This is a genomic window from Dyadobacter sp. CY345 (assembly GCF_021502725.1).
In the GTDB taxonomy this organism is placed as follows: domain Bacteria; phylum Bacteroidota; class Bacteroidia; order Cytophagales; family Spirosomataceae; genus Dyadobacter.
Genome location: NZ_JAKFFS010000007.1, coordinates 187,870 through 206,228 on the forward strand (window position 1 = coordinate 187,870; position 18,359 = coordinate 206,228).

The following is an 18,359-nucleotide window of genomic DNA, read 5'->3' on the forward strand; positions in this document are numbered from 1 at the left end:
CGTTGAGTCAGAAGGGTAAAACTACTAGACAGTAACATTAAACATTTTCTACAAGATTCAAATAATTCAATTATTATTAAACCCAGACTCTATGAAATCGTGTTCAAAAAAAATCGCAAGCTTTTTTAGTTTAGCAGTCATCAGTGTTTTCTTTTTATCTTCAAATGTCGCTTTCGCACAATGCAATGGGAACACTGTGCTCACAGTTCCTGAGACCTATCTCAGCGATGCGTTGGTAGGAAATGGAAATTTCAATGCCATAATTTTCGGCAATTTGGTTGCCACCGGAGGTGACAGCGAAGGTCGACTTGTTGTCGCCGGCGATTTTACTGCTCCTGGCAGTTATAGTGTTGGTTCTGGTGGTGGACGGGATGCAACGCCAAACACTGACAATTTCATCGTTAATGGAAAATTCACAAACGCGAACAACTGGGGGATGACCGGGAACTTTGTATACAATGAAACAGGTGTAAATACGCAGAATCCAACGCATCCGGCGGGTACGGGAACAAATAAAGGACCTGGAATCACGGATCTGCTGGCCTATAATAATTTGAAAACGTACTTTACAGATCTGTCTGTCAGCCTTTCAAATCTCACTTCGAATGGAAACGTGACTTATGCGCCTTATAGTTTTGTAACCATTGATCTTGTCGGCACCAGTACGAGTCTTAATATTTTTTCAGTAACATTGCCGGAGGATAAGCCCTTCGGTATCAACATAAATGTTCCGGCTAATTCTGCTGTTTTAATTAACGTAACTAATAAAAATGTGGTTGTAGATGGAGGATCAATCAATGGAGGACAAACAGAAAAGACGTTGTTTAATTTTCCCGTCGCGACCAATATTTCTTTAAAGAGTTTTGCCTTACAGGGGCAATTACTTGCGCCTCTCGCAAATCTCGCAGGAAGTGGTGGGAATATTAACGGGCAGGCTATAATCGGAGGTAATGTCACACAGGACAATGGTTTTGAATTCCATAATTATTGCTCAACTTTCGCTATGCCAACTGTAACACCGCTTCCCGTAACGCTGACTTCGTTCACTGTTGGAAAAGAGGGAACTCAGGTGGTTTTGAATTGGGAAACAACGCTGGAAACGAACAGTGATCGTTTTGAGATACAGCGTAGTGTTAATGCCAAGGATTGGAGTCTGGCAGGTACGGTAACTTCAACGGGTGAAAGCAAGAATTTAGTACGTTACCAATTTGTTGACGCAAGTCCTGTAAATGGCCAAAATTATTATCGCTTAAAAATGATTGATCGGGATGCGACATTTGCATTAAGTCGCTTTCAGAACGTTTTCATGAACGTTACACCGACTGTAACAATTTTTCCGAACCCCGTTGTAAACGATCTTACCATTGAAACTCAGGACAGGAAACAGGTAAGCGGAATTTATCTGATCAACGCGGCGGGCCAAAAAGTGGCGATGCCGATTTCAGCAGACAAAGTTGATATGTCCAAAGTCCGGGCTGGTATTTACGTCATTCAGGTAAATCAGTCAGACGGAATGGTCAGCACTACGAAAGTTGTGAAGCAATAAAAGATAACTGACTGATCTGACCACATTTAATCAACAAAAAGGGCGCATGATTTTCGATTGTGCCCTTTTATTGTTTTGTGTCAATCAATAAACAATTCACTTGCTAGACGGTCGGCAAACAATTTGCCGGCCCGGGTAAGTAAAATTGTTCCGTTGTCAGTATACAGCCAACCCTTTTGAGCCATCTCGGAAATTTCCGCACGGTTTCGCTCTTGAAATTGATAACCGGATAGTTGCTCTAATGTCGACAGTTCACATCCCCATTTCGTACGCAATCCAGTCAACAGATATTCATTGGTTTGATCAGCAGCGGAAAGAATTTCAATGGTCGAAGGAATAGTATTCTGCTGAATTGCAGAAAGGTATTGGGCGTTGTTGGAAATGTTATACTCGCGACTCACCCGGTTGTAGGAGTGCGCGCTCGGCCCGACACCAAGATATGGGCGCTGTTTCCAATATGCGCTGTTGTGGTTGCTATACTGTGCATTTCTCGCAAAATTGGAGATTTCATATTGCTCATATCCTTTTTCAGAAAGTCCGGCGATGAGTATTTCGAATTGCTGTGCAGCAAATTCTTCATCAATAGGTTTGATTTTCTTCTTTTTAAGCCAGCTTCCAAAAGCAGTCTGCGGCTCAATCGTGAGGCAGTAAGCTGAAATATGGGAAACATCCAGATCAAATGCTTTCTGCATATCCAAGTTCAAAATGGAATGATCCGGCGCCGGTATGGCATAAATCAAATCAATGGAAATATTGTTAATGCCCGCGTCCTGAGCAATTTTGACGCAACTTCCAGCTTCGTAAGCGTCGTGAACCCTGTTGAGGAATTTCAGATGCGGTTCGTGAAAAGATTGTATACCTATGCTTAACCGATTGATCCCTGCGTTTTTTAGCTGAACGAGTTTTTGCGGATCAAGATCATCAGGGTTGGCCTCCAATGTAATTTCGGCAGTAGGGTTTACTGTAAAATTGGAGTAGATCGTATTCAACAATAAGTCCAGCTCCGAGGTGTCCAGGAGAGAAGGTGTACCTCCGCCAAAATAAATGGTTTCTATATTGTTTGAATCAAGATAATCTTTCCTTAAAACAATCTCCTTTGCTATGGCTTCAACAATAGCCCGCTTATTTTTTGTATTTGTGCTAAAATGAAAATCACAATAATGGCAAGCCTGTCTGCAAAAGGGGATATGGATGTAGAGATGCAATTTTTTAATTGTTAATTGTTAAGGATTAATGGGTTTGCGTTAATCTGCTTGATTGAAGTTTAAGATTTGTATTACAACGAATAGAGTCCCAAAAGTTCACAACATCTCTTGTCAAAACGTGTGAATGGTCAGTGATATAACAAATTTCCATCATTAACCCTTAACAATTGACAATTGATAATTATTTCTTCCCCCATTCCCAGCCAACCTTAACGCCTGCCCAAAGATTATTTTTTGGAGCGGAATTATAGTAGCGATTTCCGAAAGCGTTCAGGTCGTAACCAAGGCTGTAAATTCCGGCATTAACTTTTTCGGCAGACGCAGAAAGTTCGCTGTAAAGATGTTGTCCCCAGCTTTTTTTCCAGGCAACGCGTGCCGTAAATTGGTGGTAAGGTGTATTTTTCAAAGTATTTGCGTCATTCAGGAAGAGGGAAGTTCCATGCTGATACGTTGCGAAAAGCGAAAGACCATACCTGAAAATTGCATCGATACCGGTCGTTTGAATGAAGCGCGGAATGCCCGGAATAATTTTCCCGGTCAGATCGACATCTGCCTGCTGGTAATTTTCATAGGTATATTTGGTATAAGTACCGGAATTCCAGATACGTAGAGCAACAGGAATTTTAGGATTCGAAACTAAGTCGTAGCCCAAATTCCATTCAAGTCCCAATTGTTTGGTCTTTCCTGCATTTACGAAAAACTCAGAACCCGCTTCATCACTTCTTCTTACAATCGTTTCCTTCAAACCAAAATGATAAGCGCTGATTTCTGCCGTAAAATGTTCAGTAATCTTGCGAATTCCCACTTCCGTATTCATACCGCGTTCTGCTTCCAGGTCTTTCCTAAACCCGCCGGCAGAAGGGCGGACTTCTTGCAAGGTAGGAGGGGAAAAGCCGCTGCTATATGATGCGGTAACGGCCCAGGTTTTCGCGATTATCTTATTAAGGGCAAATCTGGGAACAAATATTCCGTCGAAAGTTCTCTGCTCTTTGCTGTACGGAAGCACGAAAAACCGTTCGTATTTATATTTTGATGTATTATAACTTAGACCAACCGTAGCTGTCAGATCTGAAAATAAGACGGCTTCAAGCTGGCTGAATGCCGTTAGATTCGTGGTGCGAACATCTTCCACCGTTTGCTGTTTGCCAGGCGTTCCGCCAAGATTATCATAGTTTCTTTGCGCTGAACGGCCATATTGCCATTCAAAACCTGACGTCCAGTTGGTCTTTATATCGCCGATCTGCGATATATTTTTCCAGATATTTCTTCCACCGATGCCCTGCTCGTCTCTTTTCTCATAGTTACTGATAAATGGATTGGCAAAATCGTTTACAGTTAAATACAGCGCCGTGCTTTGCGTCCAGTTATCAGAAAGTGCGAGAGAATAATTTCCACCCAAAAGTGCGAATTTCGTATAAATAGAAGCGTTTTGCGCCTCACTTCCGGGAACCGTCGCGGTAGATTGTCTCGCCTGTGTCGGATCCGCCTGATACTGTGCAAGCGTAATTCCACCCGGCGTTTGATAGGATAAATCTGAATACATTCCAAGTAGGGACAAAGTGCCTTTCTCGCCAATTTTTGAGGTTGATGTAAATCGGATCGCATCACGTTTCATGGCGCTTTGCTTACGATATCCGTCTTGTTCCTGATGTCCGTACTGAATGGAAATATCACCGACCTGCAAAGTCGTGCTTCTACTCTGGAAGCCATATTTCCCATAACCAACACTTTGCTCAATACGGTTTAGCGCAGGATTATCGGTGCGGCTTTGCATTAAAACAACACCGCCGGTTCCGGCACCGTAAAGACTGCTTCCTGGCCCTTTAATGACTTCCATACTCTGGATTGCACCAAAGTCGACCGAGTTTAGAGGTGTATTTCCACCTGCATCCGTGAAGGGAATTCCATTCCAGTAAAATTTAACATTTCGTATTCCAAAGGGCGAACGGATCATACTTCCGCGTACGGAAAATCTGTAACTGCCGGGAGATCTTTCTTCCATTCTAACGCCGGCAATCGCATTTACAGCGTTGGTCCAGGTAGTTGCAGAAAATCTTTCTAATGATTTGGGGGTAAGCAAACCTACGGTTGCGGTTGTAGCCAGCCGGTTCGTTTTGGTTTCAAAGGCATTGATTGTAATCTCTTCTAATTGTTTTGGCTGTATCGTGTCAACAGTTGCTGAATTTTGCCCAAAAGTTTTAGATATTATTAGAAAAGAAAAAAAGTAGACAGATAAATATCGAATCATATTATTATTTGAATAGGAATATGTGACAAATCTCTTGATTAAAGAGGATAGTAACAAATCAGTGTTACGCTGCGGAGCTTTTTTGTGACTAAAATTGTGCTACCACGTATTTGATAATATGAATTTCAAATTGGGTGATGATCGGCGATATTGCCTAAGGTCTGAGTACTTAATTCCCCAATAAGATGCTGCTTTAATACGTATACACGTGTGGTAGGATATTTTTGACGTATATAATGATTTATTCACTTGATTGACAATTATTAATCTAAACACAAAAAAAATGAAAAAGATCAGTTTGCTTGTAGCTTCTATGCTTACACTAGGAATGTTGACTTTTAGCAGTTGTTCAGAGAAAACGAAAGATTCAGCAGAAGAAACTGTTGAAGGAGCTAAGGAAGATACAGAAGAAGCTCTCGATGAAACGAAGGCAGATGCCAAAGAAGCAGGAGATGATTTCAAGTCGAAGTTGAATGAAGATAAGGAGGCATTAAAAACTGATATCGACGAGGCAATAAGTAAAATCGATAACAAAATTGAAGACGCTGACGCCAAAATGGACAAAGCGACGGAAAAAGAAAAGGAAAAATGGAAGGCTCGTAAAAAGGAGTTACAGGAAGAAAAGGATGAACTTAAAGTTTCCCTTAACAAACTTCAAGCAGAAACAGACGCGAAATGGGATAATTTCAAAACTGAAACCAGAACTAAAATTGACAAAGTTAAGGCTGACCTTAACGACTAATCAATTCGTCAAATAAGTGAAGCCCGGATAATTTTAATGTTTATCCGGGCTTTCTTTTTTATTACCTAAGAGGTAAATGAATTTCCGTCATCATACATCTCGCCGAACCTCCGCCGTATCCTTCAATAATGGATAGATCAGTATGGATAATTCTGGCATAGTCTAATAGAGATTTTCGCTGAATCTCAGTGAGTGAATCAAACGCCTGTGTAGACATCATCAAAAATTTATTTCCTTTCAGATTTCTGACCATCAGCATATTGCCTGCAAAATGTCTTACCTGCTCCAATGAAATTTCAACAATGTATTTGTTCGTTTCTTCAAGGGCAGCCCTGACCAGTTGTCTTTCATCAGGATTTTTTATGGCTTCCAGACAGACAATCGCAAATATATCACCCACGCACATCAGTACATTTGTGTGATAAACCGGCTTATCATTTTCGTCCGAAGCTGAAAACGTTACTAGTTCATATCCCATAGCTTCCGCAAAAGCATCCAGAACTTCCGGATGCGTACGCGGCGACAGGCAGGCGTAAGCGATTTTATACCGCCGGTCCAAAACCATACTTCCGGTACCTTCTAAAAACTTTCCTTCTTTTTCAAAATGGGTAAGATCGATAATTTCCTCAACCAAAAAATCTTTTTTCAGGGTTTCGATGATATCCATGCGGCGTTCCGCACGACGATTTTCTGCCATCATTGGATAGAGCACTACTTTTCCGCTCTGGTGAAAAGAAACCCAGTTATTAGAAAAAACGGCGTCAGGTTTGTATACATCGTCCGTGTCTTCAAAGATATGAAGATCCAGTCCTGTCAGCTGAAGCTGTGAAATCATCAGGTCGAATTCTTCGCGGGCTTTTTCCTGAGCAAGGTCATGCGTCTGTGCCGCCAGTTCTTTCTGCTGGAATTCATTGCTTCCGGCAGTTTCTGCATTAAACCCAAACTGAACCGGCCGGATCATCATAATTCTGGCTGTGGATTGCGGCTGTATATGGGCAGTGGTTGATATCGTACGCATAAGATTATTTGATTCAATAAGCTGAGAAGTATATAATGCAATTTACAACCGAATTGGTGAGTTTGCAATCGATTTTAATCTCTTAATATCGGCATACTCATGCAGTGGGACCCTCCACGTGCTCTTGACAATTCCGCGGATGGCAGGGTGATAAATGTGTCTGTCAAAGTTTCAGGCGAAAGCTCCCCGCTCTCGAATTTTTCAAGCAGATCCTTTGCCTTGATAATCCTGAATCCCTTATTTCTGAAAGCATCAAGGGTTTTATCATTACGATCATAACCAATCACTACGCCATCTTTTAACGCAAGAAGATTACAGGAATCCGTCCATTGTTCCCGTTCGCCATAGGGAAACTGATTATTTCCCGAATAAATAAACTGAACCTCTTCTCTGCTTCCAAGATCATTACGGCTAATGTCGGCGAGCAGATCTTCAAGATTTTCAATCTCAATCGGTTTATGTTCCAAACCTTTAATAAATTGAAGAATCTGAAATTGCGGGTTTGTTTCTTTTGGTGCAAAAAAATGCAGAACATCTTTTTTCTTCGCTTCATCGCCTAACCTTCCCAGACTACTTAGCAATACCCAAACATTTTTTTTGACTTGCGTGAAAATGGTGTCAATATGCATGTAATCCCGCTTTTTCGGAATTTTAATAATCGTAATAGTATCCACCACATTTTTCTCAAACAGAATTTTCATAACCTCCTGAGCAGCATAAACCGAAGTTCGCTCGCTGCAACCTATCAGCAAATGTCTGGGAGCAACCATCATAACATCGCCACCTTCCAGCGTGCAACGATGAAATTCACTTCCTTTCTCATCGTCTGGAAGTAAAAAATGCCTTCCGTTTTCAGGTATTTCGATAATATTTTCCTTCATATCAGCAAACATCGGATGATGAAAGAAAACAAACTGAGCCAGGATAGATTCTCTCGTTCTTGCCGACTTGGCTGGTTTATTGAGCAAAATATGGTCGTTGATCACAATCCCGATATCCCGCATGAATATCAGATTGGGCAACGGCGCAAATAACATGCGCTTGTCTGAAAGCGAACCGGAAATGAATATTTTCGCCAATTCAATCGGATCAAATGTATTCAATTCGTTTTGTGTCTGGTATGAACAACGCTCGATACCGCAGATTGCGGCCGTAAGTTTTATTCGGACATTTTCATCCTGTAAAATTTCTGCGAGAAGTTTTTGAATGTCAACGACTTTGTCGGAATTAAAATAATTTTCAGAGCCAGGGATATAAAACGACCTTGAAATATCGGAATCAATTTCTCTTAATTTCCCTTTAATTTTCTCAGGATCAAGAAAATACAAAAGCAGCTTTACATAAAAATCATATTCACCTTTGCGCATCGTATCCAGGTGAACGATATCTTCAAATAGCCAATCCTGAGCCTTGGAGGGTATAACTTTTCCAAGGCCGCGGTCTGGACTATGAATTAAAAGCCTTCTTAATGTGCCAACTTCTGATGACACGTTTATCGTCGAGGAGATTGATTTGTCTGATTTCATAAACTTAAAGTCTTAAAGCACCTGCCGCAAAGTAATGCGGATAATTCATATTAAAGTCATTTGTTAATTGCTTTGTCTACATTTATATAGACTATGTTGGAAATTCATCCCGGATGATGGAACATACGTGCCTGTAAAAAGGTTAATAAAGATGTATAAAGATAATGTTTGCTTTGCACGGGGTTGGTAATTTTCATATACGACCAAAGCTTACTACTTTTGCGGTAAATTTACCAAGAACTACATATACAAGTATAAATTTAGTTATGCTCTCAATTAATGGATTACGCGCCTCAATCGAAGGCAAAGAAATATTAAAAGGCATCAATCTGGGAATCAAACCAGGTGAAGTGCATGCCATCATGGGGCCGAATGGATCGGGAAAGAGTACTTTGGCATCTGTTTTGGCAGGAAGAGAGGAGTATGAGGTTACTGGGGGAAGTGTAACTTTTAACGGAATAGATCTCTTGGAACTTGCAGCGGAAGAAAGAGCTGCCGAAGGGATTTTTCTTGCATTCCAATATCCTGTCGAAATTCCTGGTGTTACAACCATCAACTTTTTGAAAACTGCTGTTAACGAAATTCGTAAATATAACGGAGAAGAACCTTTGGATGCGGCACGTTTCCTGAAAATGGTACGTGAGAAAGCGAAATTGGTTAGCATGAACGATTCTCTGCTGAAACGTGCTTTGAATGAGGGTTTTTCAGGTGGTGAGAAAAAAAGAAATGAAATCTTCCAGATGGCGGTTCTTGAACCAAAACTGGCAATTTTGGATGAAACAGATTCAGGGCTTGATATTGATGCGTTGCGTATTGTAGCAGAAGGTGTTAATTCACTTCGTTCTCCTGATCGTTCTGCCATTGTTGTGACTCACTATCAGCGCCTTTTGGATTATATAGTACCTGATTTTGTCCACGTACTTTACAAAGGAAGAATTGTTAAATCCGGCGGAAAAGAACTGGCTTTTGAATTGGAAGAAAAAGGATACGACTGGATTAAGGCCGAAGTTGAGGCTGCGGAAGTAAATCAATAATCTGACTTAAATTCTCAGGTTATTGTCGGATTGGCCGACAGGGCAATCAAGTAAAATCACTTTCAATACCAATAAGGAATGACTTTCGAAACAATAGATTTAAAAACGAAGTTAATCACAGATTTTCACGCACGGGAATCCGTGATGAATGGTGAGGCTAAGTCTGCCTTTCACCAGAAAAAACGTGCTGCACTGGCTCAGTTTGATACGTTGGGATTTCCGACGATCCAAAATGAGGAGTGGAAATACAGCAATGTTCGTGATCTGATCAGCGCTTCTTATAATTTTAACACAAGCGATACGCTTTCGGCAGAGGATCTGGTGGATCTGAAAATGCCGGAGCAGGCTGCCAATATATTGTATTTTGTAAACGGTCATTACAATGCCGCTTTGTCTACAATGGTTTCTTCTACTGATCAGATCATTATAGATTCTTTGCAAAATGCCTACAAGAATAATCCTGAGCTTGTTAATTCATATTTTGATGAGCTTGTAAAGGATGATACCGATGCCTTCACATCTTTGAATACAGCTTTCGCTCATGACGGCGTTTTTATCCATATTCCGGATAATAAAACGGTTGAGCATCCGGTAATTTTGCGATTTGTGAGTGACGCCCGCCAGGAAAACATTGGAAGCCAGCCTCGTAATATTATTGCAGTTGGTAAAAATGCACATGTGAAAATTGCGGAAGCTTTCAGAACTATTGGAGAGCAGCGCTCTTTCACCAATGTTGTCACTGAAATCAATGTTGGAGAAGAAGCTGGCGTCGAATATTACAAAGTTCAGAATGAAAGTGAAAATGCATACCATATCGGAACTACGCAAGTTCGGATGCTGGAAAAGTCACACTTTTATGCAGCGACCGTGACGTTAAACGGAAAGTTTACCAGAAATAACCTGAACATCGTTATTGACGGAGAACATTGTGAAGCGTACATGTATGGGTTGTATTTTCCGGACGGATCTCAGCATGTTGATAATCATACCGTTGCAGATCACCGCAAGCCTAATTCAGAGAGTAACGAATTATATAAAGGAATTTTGCGCGACAGGTCGAAAGGCGTTTTCAATGGCAAGATTTTTGTTCGTCCTGATGCTCAGAAAACGAATGCGTTTCAGTCTTGCAAAAACATCGTTTTATCTACTGACGCGACGATGTATACAAAACCTCAGCTTGAAATTTTTGCTGACGACGTGAAATGTTCGCATGGAACGACAACCGGGCAGATTGACGAGGAAGCATTGTTCTATATGCGTTCTCGGGGAATTTCAAAGCCGGAAGCAATGTCACTATTGATGTTTGCTTTTTGTGCCGATGTTGTTTCACAGATTAAAATTGATTCGATTCGTGAATACCTTGAAAATGTAATTGCAGAGAAACTTTCCAGGAGCTAATATTCGTTCTGTCTTTACAAATACTTATTTTAATGCCCAACCTTCTCTTCAATTGGGTTGGGCATTTCTCTTTAATACTGAAAAGAAATGAATAATTTCCCAGATATAGCGTCTATCCGAAATGATTTCCCCATTCTAAATGAAATCGTTAACGGAAAACAACTTGTGTATTTCGACAATGCCGCTACAACGCAAAAACCTCGTATTGTACTAGACGCGCTGTCGGGATATTATGAGCATTATAACGCCAACATCCACCGTGGTATTCATCATCTTGCGGAAAAAGCGACAGGTGCTTTCGAAGATACGCGGCGCCGTGTTCAGAAATTTATCAATGCTCCTTTGTCTGAGGAGGTCATTTTTACGTACGGCACAACGGATAGCATTAACCTCGTGGCTCAGTCTTATGGTCGGAAATTTTTGAAAGCAGGTGATGAAATCATCATTTCGACGATGGAGCATCACTCGAATATTGTGCCCTGGCAGATGCTTTGTGAAGAAAAAGGCTGTGTTCTGAGAGTCATCCCGATTAATGAAGAAGGAGAGCTTTTGATGGATGAATATGAAAAAATGCTTTCTGAGAAAACGAAGATTGTTTCGGTAGTGCATGCTTCCAATGCTTTGGGTACAATCAATCCGGTTGTTGAGATTATTGAAAAAGCGCATAAGGTTGGAGCGAAGGTATTGCTGGACGGAGCTCAGGCCAGTTCACATTTGTTTTTGGATGTTCAGGCACTTGACGTAGATTTTTACGCTTTTTCGCTTCATAAAATTTACGGTCCGACCGGAATGGGTATTCTGTTTGGTAAAAAGGAATTGTTGGACTCGATGCCTCCATACCGTGGCGGCGGAGAGATGATCAAAGAAGTAACATTTGAGAAGACGACTTATAATGAGTTGCCTTATAAATTTGAAGCTGGTACTCCGAATATCGCAGACGTAGTTGCTGCCAAATATGCTCTCGATTACGTGGATAAGTTGGGGAAAGAGAATATTGTGAACCATGAAAGTGCGTTATTGAAATATGCTACCGAAGCTGTCCGAGAGATTTCCGGGCTTAGGATTATTGGTCAGGCAAAAGAAAAGGTAAGTGTGTTATCGTTTGTTATTGACGGCATGCATCATCAGGATATTGCCGTGATCCTGGATAATCAGGGAATAGCGGTTCGTACGGGACATCACTGCACTCAACCTTTAATGTCGCGTTTAGGAATTTTAGGAACCACACGTGCATCATTTGCTGTTTATAACACGATTGAAGAAATTGATAGTTTGATCAAAGGACTTCATAAGGCCAAGAAGATGTTGGGTTAATCTGAATTTGTCCAATTATTTGTATATTCAAAAGCATAAACTATTTAACATTAAGAAAATGGAGACAATTCCAAAAAATGTATTGATAGAATCGCTTAAAACAATGCCAGATAATTTGGAAGTAGAACAAGTAATTGAACAGATCATTTTGTTATCCAAAATCGAGCGTTCAAGAAAGCAATTGGATAGTGGAGCGTTTCAGATGCATGATGATGTGAAAAATGCCTATAAAAAATGGCTGGAATAAGGTGGTCTTTTGAGGCTAGACAGGATTTGGATACTATTTTTTTAAAACTAAGTTCAGAATCTGTGTCATATTCCCAAAAATGGATTAATGATGTTTTTAACAAAACTGAGCTGCTTGAAAAATTTCCAAATATGGGTCGAACCCTTCCGGAAACGAGATTATCCAGTATCAGGGAGATTTTAGTTGGGAAGTATCGGATAATATATAACGTTGCAAAAGATAATACAATTGAGATTATGGCAATCAGGCATTCATCACGGCCATTATCAGAATATTAAATTATGACAATTAACGAAGCACAAGACGAACTAATCGAAGATTTTGAATTGTTTGACGATTGGGAAAGTAAGTATGAGTATATTATTGATCTCGGAAAACAATTTCCTCCGTTGGAAGAACAATATAAAACCGAAGAAAATATTATCAAAGGCTGCCAGTCCAGAGTTTGGTTAAACGCTTATATGGATGGTGATCTTCTCAAATTTGAAGCAGATAGTGATGCCATCATTGTGAGAGGATTGGTAAGTATGCTGGTAAAAGTTTTGTCAGGCCACACGCCAGAAGAAATTTCCAAAGCAGATCTTTATTTCATGGAACGAGTTGGTTTGCACCAGCATTTGGCTCAAACACGCTCTAATGGATTAGCGTCAATGTTAAAACAAATGAGAACTTACGGCATCGCTTACCAGGCAGCTGATTAAAAAAATATCAAAAGTAAAAACTAACAGCACTCAGTTACTGTTATCCTAAATAAAAAGAAATGAGCGAATCAGAATTGCGTGAAGAGGTTGTTAAAGCGATCAAAATGGTTTACGATCCGGAAATTCCGGTTGATGTTTACGAGCTTGGCCTCATATACGATTTGAAAATATTTCCTGTTAATAATGTTTTTGTCTCAATGACCTTAACTTCGCCTTCGTGTCCGTCTGCGGGTACTCTGCCAGGAGAAGTTGAACAAAAGATCAGAGAAGTGGAAGGTGTGAATGATGTTAGTATAGAACTTACTTTCGATCCTCCTTATACGACTGAAATGATGTCGGAAGAAGCGAAACTGGAACTTGGATTTATGTAAAAGTGGCCATCGGCTTTCGGCTACTAAACTAAAATAAAAATAATTAAATAGTCGGACACGAAAGTGCTCTGACTAGGAGCTAATCAATTTTAACTTTAAACTTTAAGAAAATATGTATCCTCCACAGTTAGTAGCGCCTATGAAGGCGGAGTTGACTAATGTCGGTTTTCAGGATTTGACAAGTGCGGAAGAAGTAGACAACTTCATGCAGAATATGAAAGGCACTGCTTTGGTAGTGATCAATTCAGTTTGCGGTTGTGCTGCTGGTGCTGCCCGTCCGGGTGTGAGAGCATCTTTGGAACGCAGTGAAGTGAAACCAGATCAACTGGCGACTGTTTTTGCAGGTTTCGATTCTGAGGCTGTTGCGAAAATGCGCGAATATACTTTGCCATATCCTCCGTCATCTCCTGCGGTAGCTCTTTTCAAGGATGGTGAATTGATCCATTTTGTTGAACGTCATCATATCGAAGGCCGTTCTGCTGAAATGATTGCACAGCATTTGCAAATGGCATTTGAAGAATTTTGCGTTGAAGAAGCGTAAATCAATTCTTTTTTGATATTTTAAACGGCTACTTTCAAAATAATTCGAAAGTAGCCGTCTGTTTTTTTAAGATTTATTTTCAGATCTGAATTTTATGCAAGGACATCGTTTCACCAAATTTGTACCAGCAGAGCAAACAGGAAATAGTAAGTTTGATCAGCTTTTTGATATTTTTCAGCAGTTACTGCTGATGACGTCAGGTGATGTTAGCGAGGCTATGTCCTGGCTAAGTGAGCTCGACAGGCAATATAATCTGACCAATGATTCTTACGGAATTGGTGATTTTTTCGATGATTTAAAGAAAAAAGGATATATCACCGAGGAAAAAGGGGAGGGAGAGAGTAAATTAATCATGACGCCAAAGGCAGAAAAAAGCATCCGGAAAAGTGCTTTAGATGAGATTTTTGGTAAACTGAAAAGATCGAAATCAGGAGGAAATCACCACACGCCTTACATGGGATCGGGTGACGAATTAAGCAGCGATATCCGTCAGTTTCAATTTGGCGATACGCTCGATCAGATTGCCATGACAGAATCCATCAAAAATGCACAGGTAAATCACGGAATTGGTGATTTTATGCTGATGGAGAATGATCTTGAAGTCGTTGAACGCGAGCAAAAAACGACAACGGCCACGGTTGTGATGATTGATATAAGCCATTCAATGATCTTATATGGTGAAGACAGAATTACTCCCGCAAAAAAAGTGGCATTGGCTTTGGCGGAATTGATCCGGTCAAAATACCCAAAGGATTCATTAGATATTATCGTTTTTGGAAATGATGCCTGGCAGATTCAGTTGAAAGATTTGCCTTATCTCGAAGTCGGTCCTTACCATACCAATACTGTTGCAGGTCTGGAACTTGCGATGGATATCCTTCGTCGTAAAAAGACTCGTAACAAGCAGATTTTTATGATTACCGATGGGAAACCAACATGTTTGAAAGAAGGTATTAAATATTACAAAAATAGTTTCGGACTTGACCGGAAAATTATTAGTAAAACTTTGACTCTGGCCGCACAGTGCCGACGTCTGGAAATTCCGGTTACTACTTTTATGATTGCAACGGATCCTTATTTAAAACAGTTTGTTCAGGATTTTACCAAAGTAAATAATGGACGGGCCTATTATAGTAATCTCCAAGGTTTAGGCGGATTTGTACTGGAAGATTTCCAAAGAAACCGTAGAAAGAATATGAAATAACCGGTCGTTCAACCGGTTATTTTTTTATTTCTTGCCGACCGAAATCATATTGGCAAAAAGCCGATAAGCTCCTGTCACGCCAGCTGGAAGTTCACGGAAAAATGAAAGTCCAGTATAGATGTAGTGGCCTTTGCCATATTGCGCATATAACACACTTCCTTCTTTCAAGCTTTCGTCTGTGTCGTTACTGGAAAAAATAGCTTCGTATTTCGTTTTGTCCCAGTCGCTCGCAAAGTACAAGCCCCGTTCCTGAATCCAACCCTTAAAATCATTCTGGGTGATCTTGTTGGGATAATTTAATAAATCGTGGTTAGGTTTCAAGAACCGAATGTCAGCATCTTCTTCTGCAACCCTGTCATGACTTAGCTGAATTGGATATGGGCCAATTTGTTTGACCATCAAACGTGCAGGAATTGTATACTGGACAACCATGGTTCCTCCGTTTTTTACATAATCCATCAGTTTTTCCTGGTAGTAAGCCAGGCGGGTTTCTGTGTTATAAGCACGAATTCCAACGATAATCGCCTCATATTCGCTTAGATCCTTTGAGAGTGCAGCTTCATTGAGCATAGTTACAGAGCACCCCATTTGCCTCAGCGCCATAGGCACATCATCGCCGGCTCCGGCAATATATCCAATTCGTGTGACGGTAGTTTTAACATCTACCCGGGCAAGTTTTGCCTCAGCAGGCGGAAATAGTGTCTGGCTCGGAATATGCCTATAATTGATCGTACGGATGGATTTATCATACGTTTTACCATTTGCAACTGCTATGGATTTAATCACTGCTTCCTCGTTTTTTGCCGGAGGTGTTATTGTAAAAGAGAAATTCTGTTCCTGATATTTTTCGGCAAGATTGAACTCTGCTTTCGCTGGCTCTGATTTCCAGCCTTTTGGCATTTCAAGTTTGACTTCACCTTTCATGTTGGACTTTTGCGCCTCCACCATAACAGTCAACGTTTTTGGATCCTGGTTGGCGAAGATGAAAACCGGTTCATTAATATTTGTGGTAACCGCCGGGCGGATTTCAAAAGGACGATAAATTTCCCCAACAGCCGGATCTGTAAATTTATATACCCACGACCTGGTATACGTAAATTTCTGTCCGTCGATTTCGAATGTAAAATCCGTTTTCGTTTCAGGCCTGTTTTCAGGGTAACCAATATCCTGCTGATCATCGATTTGAAAAATGCCTTTATCAATAGGCTTTTCGAGCCAGTATGGCTGGGTAGTATGCAAATTTTCCGGTAAACGTGCTTTAATTGAGAAAGCATTCATTTCATTAGAACCCAGAGTTATGTTAAGACTGCTGTCGGCTTTGATACCCGTCCAACGCAGGGAGGTTAGTTTTAAAGGATATGCCGAGCGCTTCACGATCGTGATTTTTACATCTGTCAAATCACCAGCGACCGCAGAAAATTCCGTAGGATTTGTTTCAAAAAATAATCCGACACATTGAGCGAGCAAATCACAGATTTCCTGTTTTTTTGCTTTTACATAAATATTTGCAGTATCCAGTTTATTCAGTTCAGTATTAATTTTTAGCAAAACAGGAACAGAAGCCGACGGATTCGCGATCTCATACTTCTTGATAGCGTCTGTAACAAGTGACTGAACTTTCTGACTTCCCGGCACACGCTTCCAGGTAATGTCAACATCGTCAAACAGATTTTGTTTTGCCGGAATTCCTTCTTTATGTAGAAAATAATCAATTCGTTCGCCGCGGGTCGGCGCGCTGCCAAATCCCTGGCTCTTGTGCTGACTACGGCTTTCAGCTGCAATCTCGGTATAAGATTTTCCCAGAATCTGATTATAACCCCCGATCTCTAATGAAATAAATGGATTTTTTTCGCCTTCGGGTTGTTTGTTGGTGAAACCAGGCGTGAATGTGTTCCATACCAGACGTTTTGCCTGCCAGATTTTTACATATTTCAATTGATCCGGATATGCTTTCGGGTCAGCTGCAAGTTTGAATGCCTCTTCGCCAAGGTATGCAGATGTCTGATGGTGACCGTGCCCGGCCCTTGGATCTGGCGGGAAACGGGTAATGATAACATCTGGCTGAAATTTCCGGATCATCCATACAACATCACCTAATACTTTATTTTGATCCCAGAAATTCAGAGTTTCTTTTCTCGTTTTTGAGAAGCCAAAATCATAAGCACGTGAGAAAAATTGTTGTGCGCCATCTATTTTTCTCGCTCCCAAAAGTTCTTGCGTGCGAATTACGCCAATATTATAACCCTGTTCAGCACCAATAAGGTTTTGTCCGCCATCACCACGCGTTAGAGAAAGGTAGCCCGTACGCACGAGCTGATCTTTCGACATGTAAGAAAGCATCAGCGTATTTTCATCGTCAGGATGCGCCGCAATGTGCAGAACTGAACCAAGAACGTTTAATTTTTTGATACCCTGATAAATTTCACTGGAAGATAGTGTGGGGACCTGAGCACTAATTTCATACGAAGCTAAAAGAAATAGGAGGAATGTGAATTTTTTCATAAAAAATATCAAATGGGCTTAGCTTTGAGGAGCATACGTTTGCTAAATCGAAATACGCACCGTTTCATTTACAATGTACGTGTAAGCACGTAATCTTCAAAGACTTCATAATGAATTGACAGAATTTCATGTTTATAATTACGGATAATTACCTCAATCTCTCCGGTGGACTTCGCTTCAAACGAATTACAGAAAATCTGGTTTCGGATATCCAGTTCGTAGGAAGAGACGTATTTAAAAACCGATTCTTTACATGACCACAAAATATTCAGTGTAATAAAATCTGTTTCGTCAACCCATAATTGCTCCTGATTGTTCAGGAAATAATCAATTCCTTTGGAAATGTCCGGTTTTATTTTTTGAATATCCACCCCAACAGGACTTTCCTTGTTTAGATAAACCGCTGAGTAACTACCGGAATGCGAAATTGAGATATGATAGTCTCCGCTTTCCAGTACCGGTTTTCCGAGTTTGTCATAAAGGATCTCAGACTGCGCTGGTAACATACTTTTAGCCAGACATCGAGCCGAAAGCCATTCTTTTTTACGTTTGTCACTGACTTTTTTTGATAAAATTTCCTTCTCAGTCGCAGAAAGATTTGCGGTTAAAAGCAACTCCTGTACAGATTCTGATATTTCCCAGAGTCCCAGCAGGGTATCCTCCGACAATATCTTTTTATATACCAAGCCCATTTATTTGTAATTTTACGCGTTAATTACTTGGAGGAAGACCAAATGTCGTCCATTTTCTCCTCTGAAATTA

Annotated in this window: 17 protein-coding genes; 11 read left to right on the forward strand and 6 right to left on the reverse strand. The window is 40.6% G+C overall.

Going from position 1 to position 18,359, the window contains the following annotated elements; genetic code table 11:
• The first annotated feature begins 91 nt into the window (after positions 1-91).
• A complete protein-coding gene (locus L0657_RS26115) occupies positions 92-1,546 on the forward strand; it encodes a choice-of-anchor A family protein (RefSeq protein ID WP_235153732.1) in 1,455 nt (484 codons plus the stop codon).
• Between the two features lie 80 nt (positions 1,547-1,626).
• On the opposite strand, the gene hemW is transcribed toward L0657_RS26115, so the two are convergent.
• Together hemW and L0657_RS26125 are read right to left on the reverse strand one after the other, a co-directional pair.
• Complete coding sequence (gene hemW / locus L0657_RS26120) at positions 1,627-2,751, reverse strand: radical SAM family heme chaperone HemW (RefSeq protein ID WP_235153733.1); 1,125 nt, start codon at positions 2,749-2,751, stop codon at positions 1,627-1,629.
• 181 nt (positions 2,752-2,932) lie between these two features.
• The gene (locus L0657_RS26125; protein ID WP_235153734.1) at positions 2,933-4,999 is read right to left on the reverse strand and encodes a TonB-dependent receptor; all 2,067 of its coding nucleotides are present in this window, start codon (positions 4,997-4,999) and stop codon (positions 2,933-2,935) included.
• A 283-nt stretch (positions 5,000-5,282) separates the two neighbouring features.
• On the opposite strand from L0657_RS26125, the gene L0657_RS26130 reads away from it, so the two are divergent.
• Positions 5,283-5,741: a hypothetical protein gene (locus L0657_RS26130; protein WP_235153735.1), complete on the forward strand. Its 459-nt coding sequence runs from the start codon at positions 5,283-5,285 to the stop codon at positions 5,739-5,741.
• Between the two features lie 61 nt (positions 5,742-5,802).
• Here L0657_RS26130 and ctlX read toward each other — a convergent pair whose 3' ends face one another.
• Entirely contained in the window at positions 5,803-6,759 is a 957-nt protein-coding gene (ctlX, locus tag L0657_RS26135) for a citrulline utilization hydrolase CtlX (RefSeq protein ID WP_235153736.1), read from the reverse strand.
• Positions 6,760-6,833: 74 nt separating this feature from the next.
• Positions 6,834-8,285 (reverse strand): arginine deiminase family protein, encoded by a 1,452-nt coding sequence (locus tag L0657_RS26140; protein WP_235153737.1) that lies wholly within the window; start codon positions 8,283-8,285, stop codon positions 6,834-6,836.
• Between the two features lie 266 nt (positions 8,286-8,551).
• On the opposite strand from L0657_RS26140, the gene sufC reads away from it, so the two are divergent.
• From sufC to L0657_RS26180, 9 genes are all read left to right on the forward strand, one after another.
• Positions 8,552-9,319: a Fe-S cluster assembly ATPase SufC gene (gene sufC / locus L0657_RS26145; protein WP_235153738.1), complete on the forward strand. Its 768-nt coding sequence runs from the start codon at positions 8,552-8,554 to the stop codon at positions 9,317-9,319.
• A gap of 78 nt (positions 9,320-9,397) precedes the next feature.
• Complete coding sequence (gene sufD, locus L0657_RS26150) at positions 9,398-10,717, forward strand: Fe-S cluster assembly protein SufD (RefSeq protein ID WP_235153739.1); 1,320 nt, start codon at positions 9,398-9,400, stop codon at positions 10,715-10,717.
• 87 nt (positions 10,718-10,804) lie between these two features.
• Positions 10,805-12,031: a cysteine desulfurase gene (locus L0657_RS26155; RefSeq protein WP_235153740.1), complete on the forward strand. Its 1,227-nt coding sequence runs from the start codon at positions 10,805-10,807 to the stop codon at positions 12,029-12,031.
• A 58-nt stretch (positions 12,032-12,089) separates the two neighbouring features.
• Positions 12,090-12,278, forward strand: a complete 189-nt coding sequence (locus tag L0657_RS26160) for a hypothetical protein (protein ID WP_235153741.1) — start codon at positions 12,090-12,092, stop codon at positions 12,276-12,278.
• Positions 12,266-12,556, forward strand: coding sequence for a type II toxin-antitoxin system RelE/ParE family toxin (locus L0657_RS28220; RefSeq protein WP_409015104.1), 291 nt, complete (start codon positions 12,266-12,268; stop codon positions 12,554-12,556). Before L0657_RS26160 ends, L0657_RS28220 begins: the two co-directional genes overlap by 13 nt.
• A gap of 3 nt (positions 12,557-12,559) precedes the next feature.
• Positions 12,560-12,979 (forward strand): SufE family protein, encoded by a 420-nt coding sequence (locus tag L0657_RS26165; RefSeq protein WP_235153742.1) that lies wholly within the window; start codon positions 12,560-12,562, stop codon positions 12,977-12,979.
• Positions 12,980-13,038: 59 nt separating this feature from the next.
• Positions 13,039-13,350 (forward strand): SUF system Fe-S cluster assembly protein, encoded by a 312-nt coding sequence (locus L0657_RS26170; RefSeq protein WP_234647503.1) that lies wholly within the window; start codon positions 13,039-13,041, stop codon positions 13,348-13,350.
• Between the two features lie 112 nt (positions 13,351-13,462).
• Positions 13,463-13,891, forward strand: coding sequence for a BrxA/BrxB family bacilliredoxin (locus tag L0657_RS26175; RefSeq protein ID WP_235153743.1), 429 nt, complete (start codon positions 13,463-13,465; stop codon positions 13,889-13,891).
• A 94-nt stretch (positions 13,892-13,985) separates the two neighbouring features.
• Entirely contained in the window at positions 13,986-15,095 is a 1,110-nt protein-coding gene (locus L0657_RS26180) for a VWA domain-containing protein (RefSeq protein WP_235153744.1), read from the forward strand.
• A gap of 24 nt (positions 15,096-15,119) precedes the next feature.
• On the opposite strand, the gene L0657_RS26185 is transcribed toward L0657_RS26180, so the two are convergent.
• The gene (locus L0657_RS26185) at positions 15,120-17,597 is read right to left on the reverse strand and encodes a PIG-L family deacetylase (RefSeq protein ID WP_235153745.1); all 2,478 of its coding nucleotides are present in this window, start codon (positions 17,595-17,597) and stop codon (positions 15,120-15,122) included.
• A gap of 68 nt (positions 17,598-17,665) precedes the next feature.
• The gene (locus L0657_RS26190) at positions 17,666-18,289 is read right to left on the reverse strand and encodes a 4'-phosphopantetheinyl transferase superfamily protein (RefSeq protein ID WP_235153746.1); all 624 of its coding nucleotides are present in this window, start codon (positions 18,287-18,289) and stop codon (positions 17,666-17,668) included.
• Between the last annotated feature and the right edge of the window lie 70 nt (positions 18,290-18,359).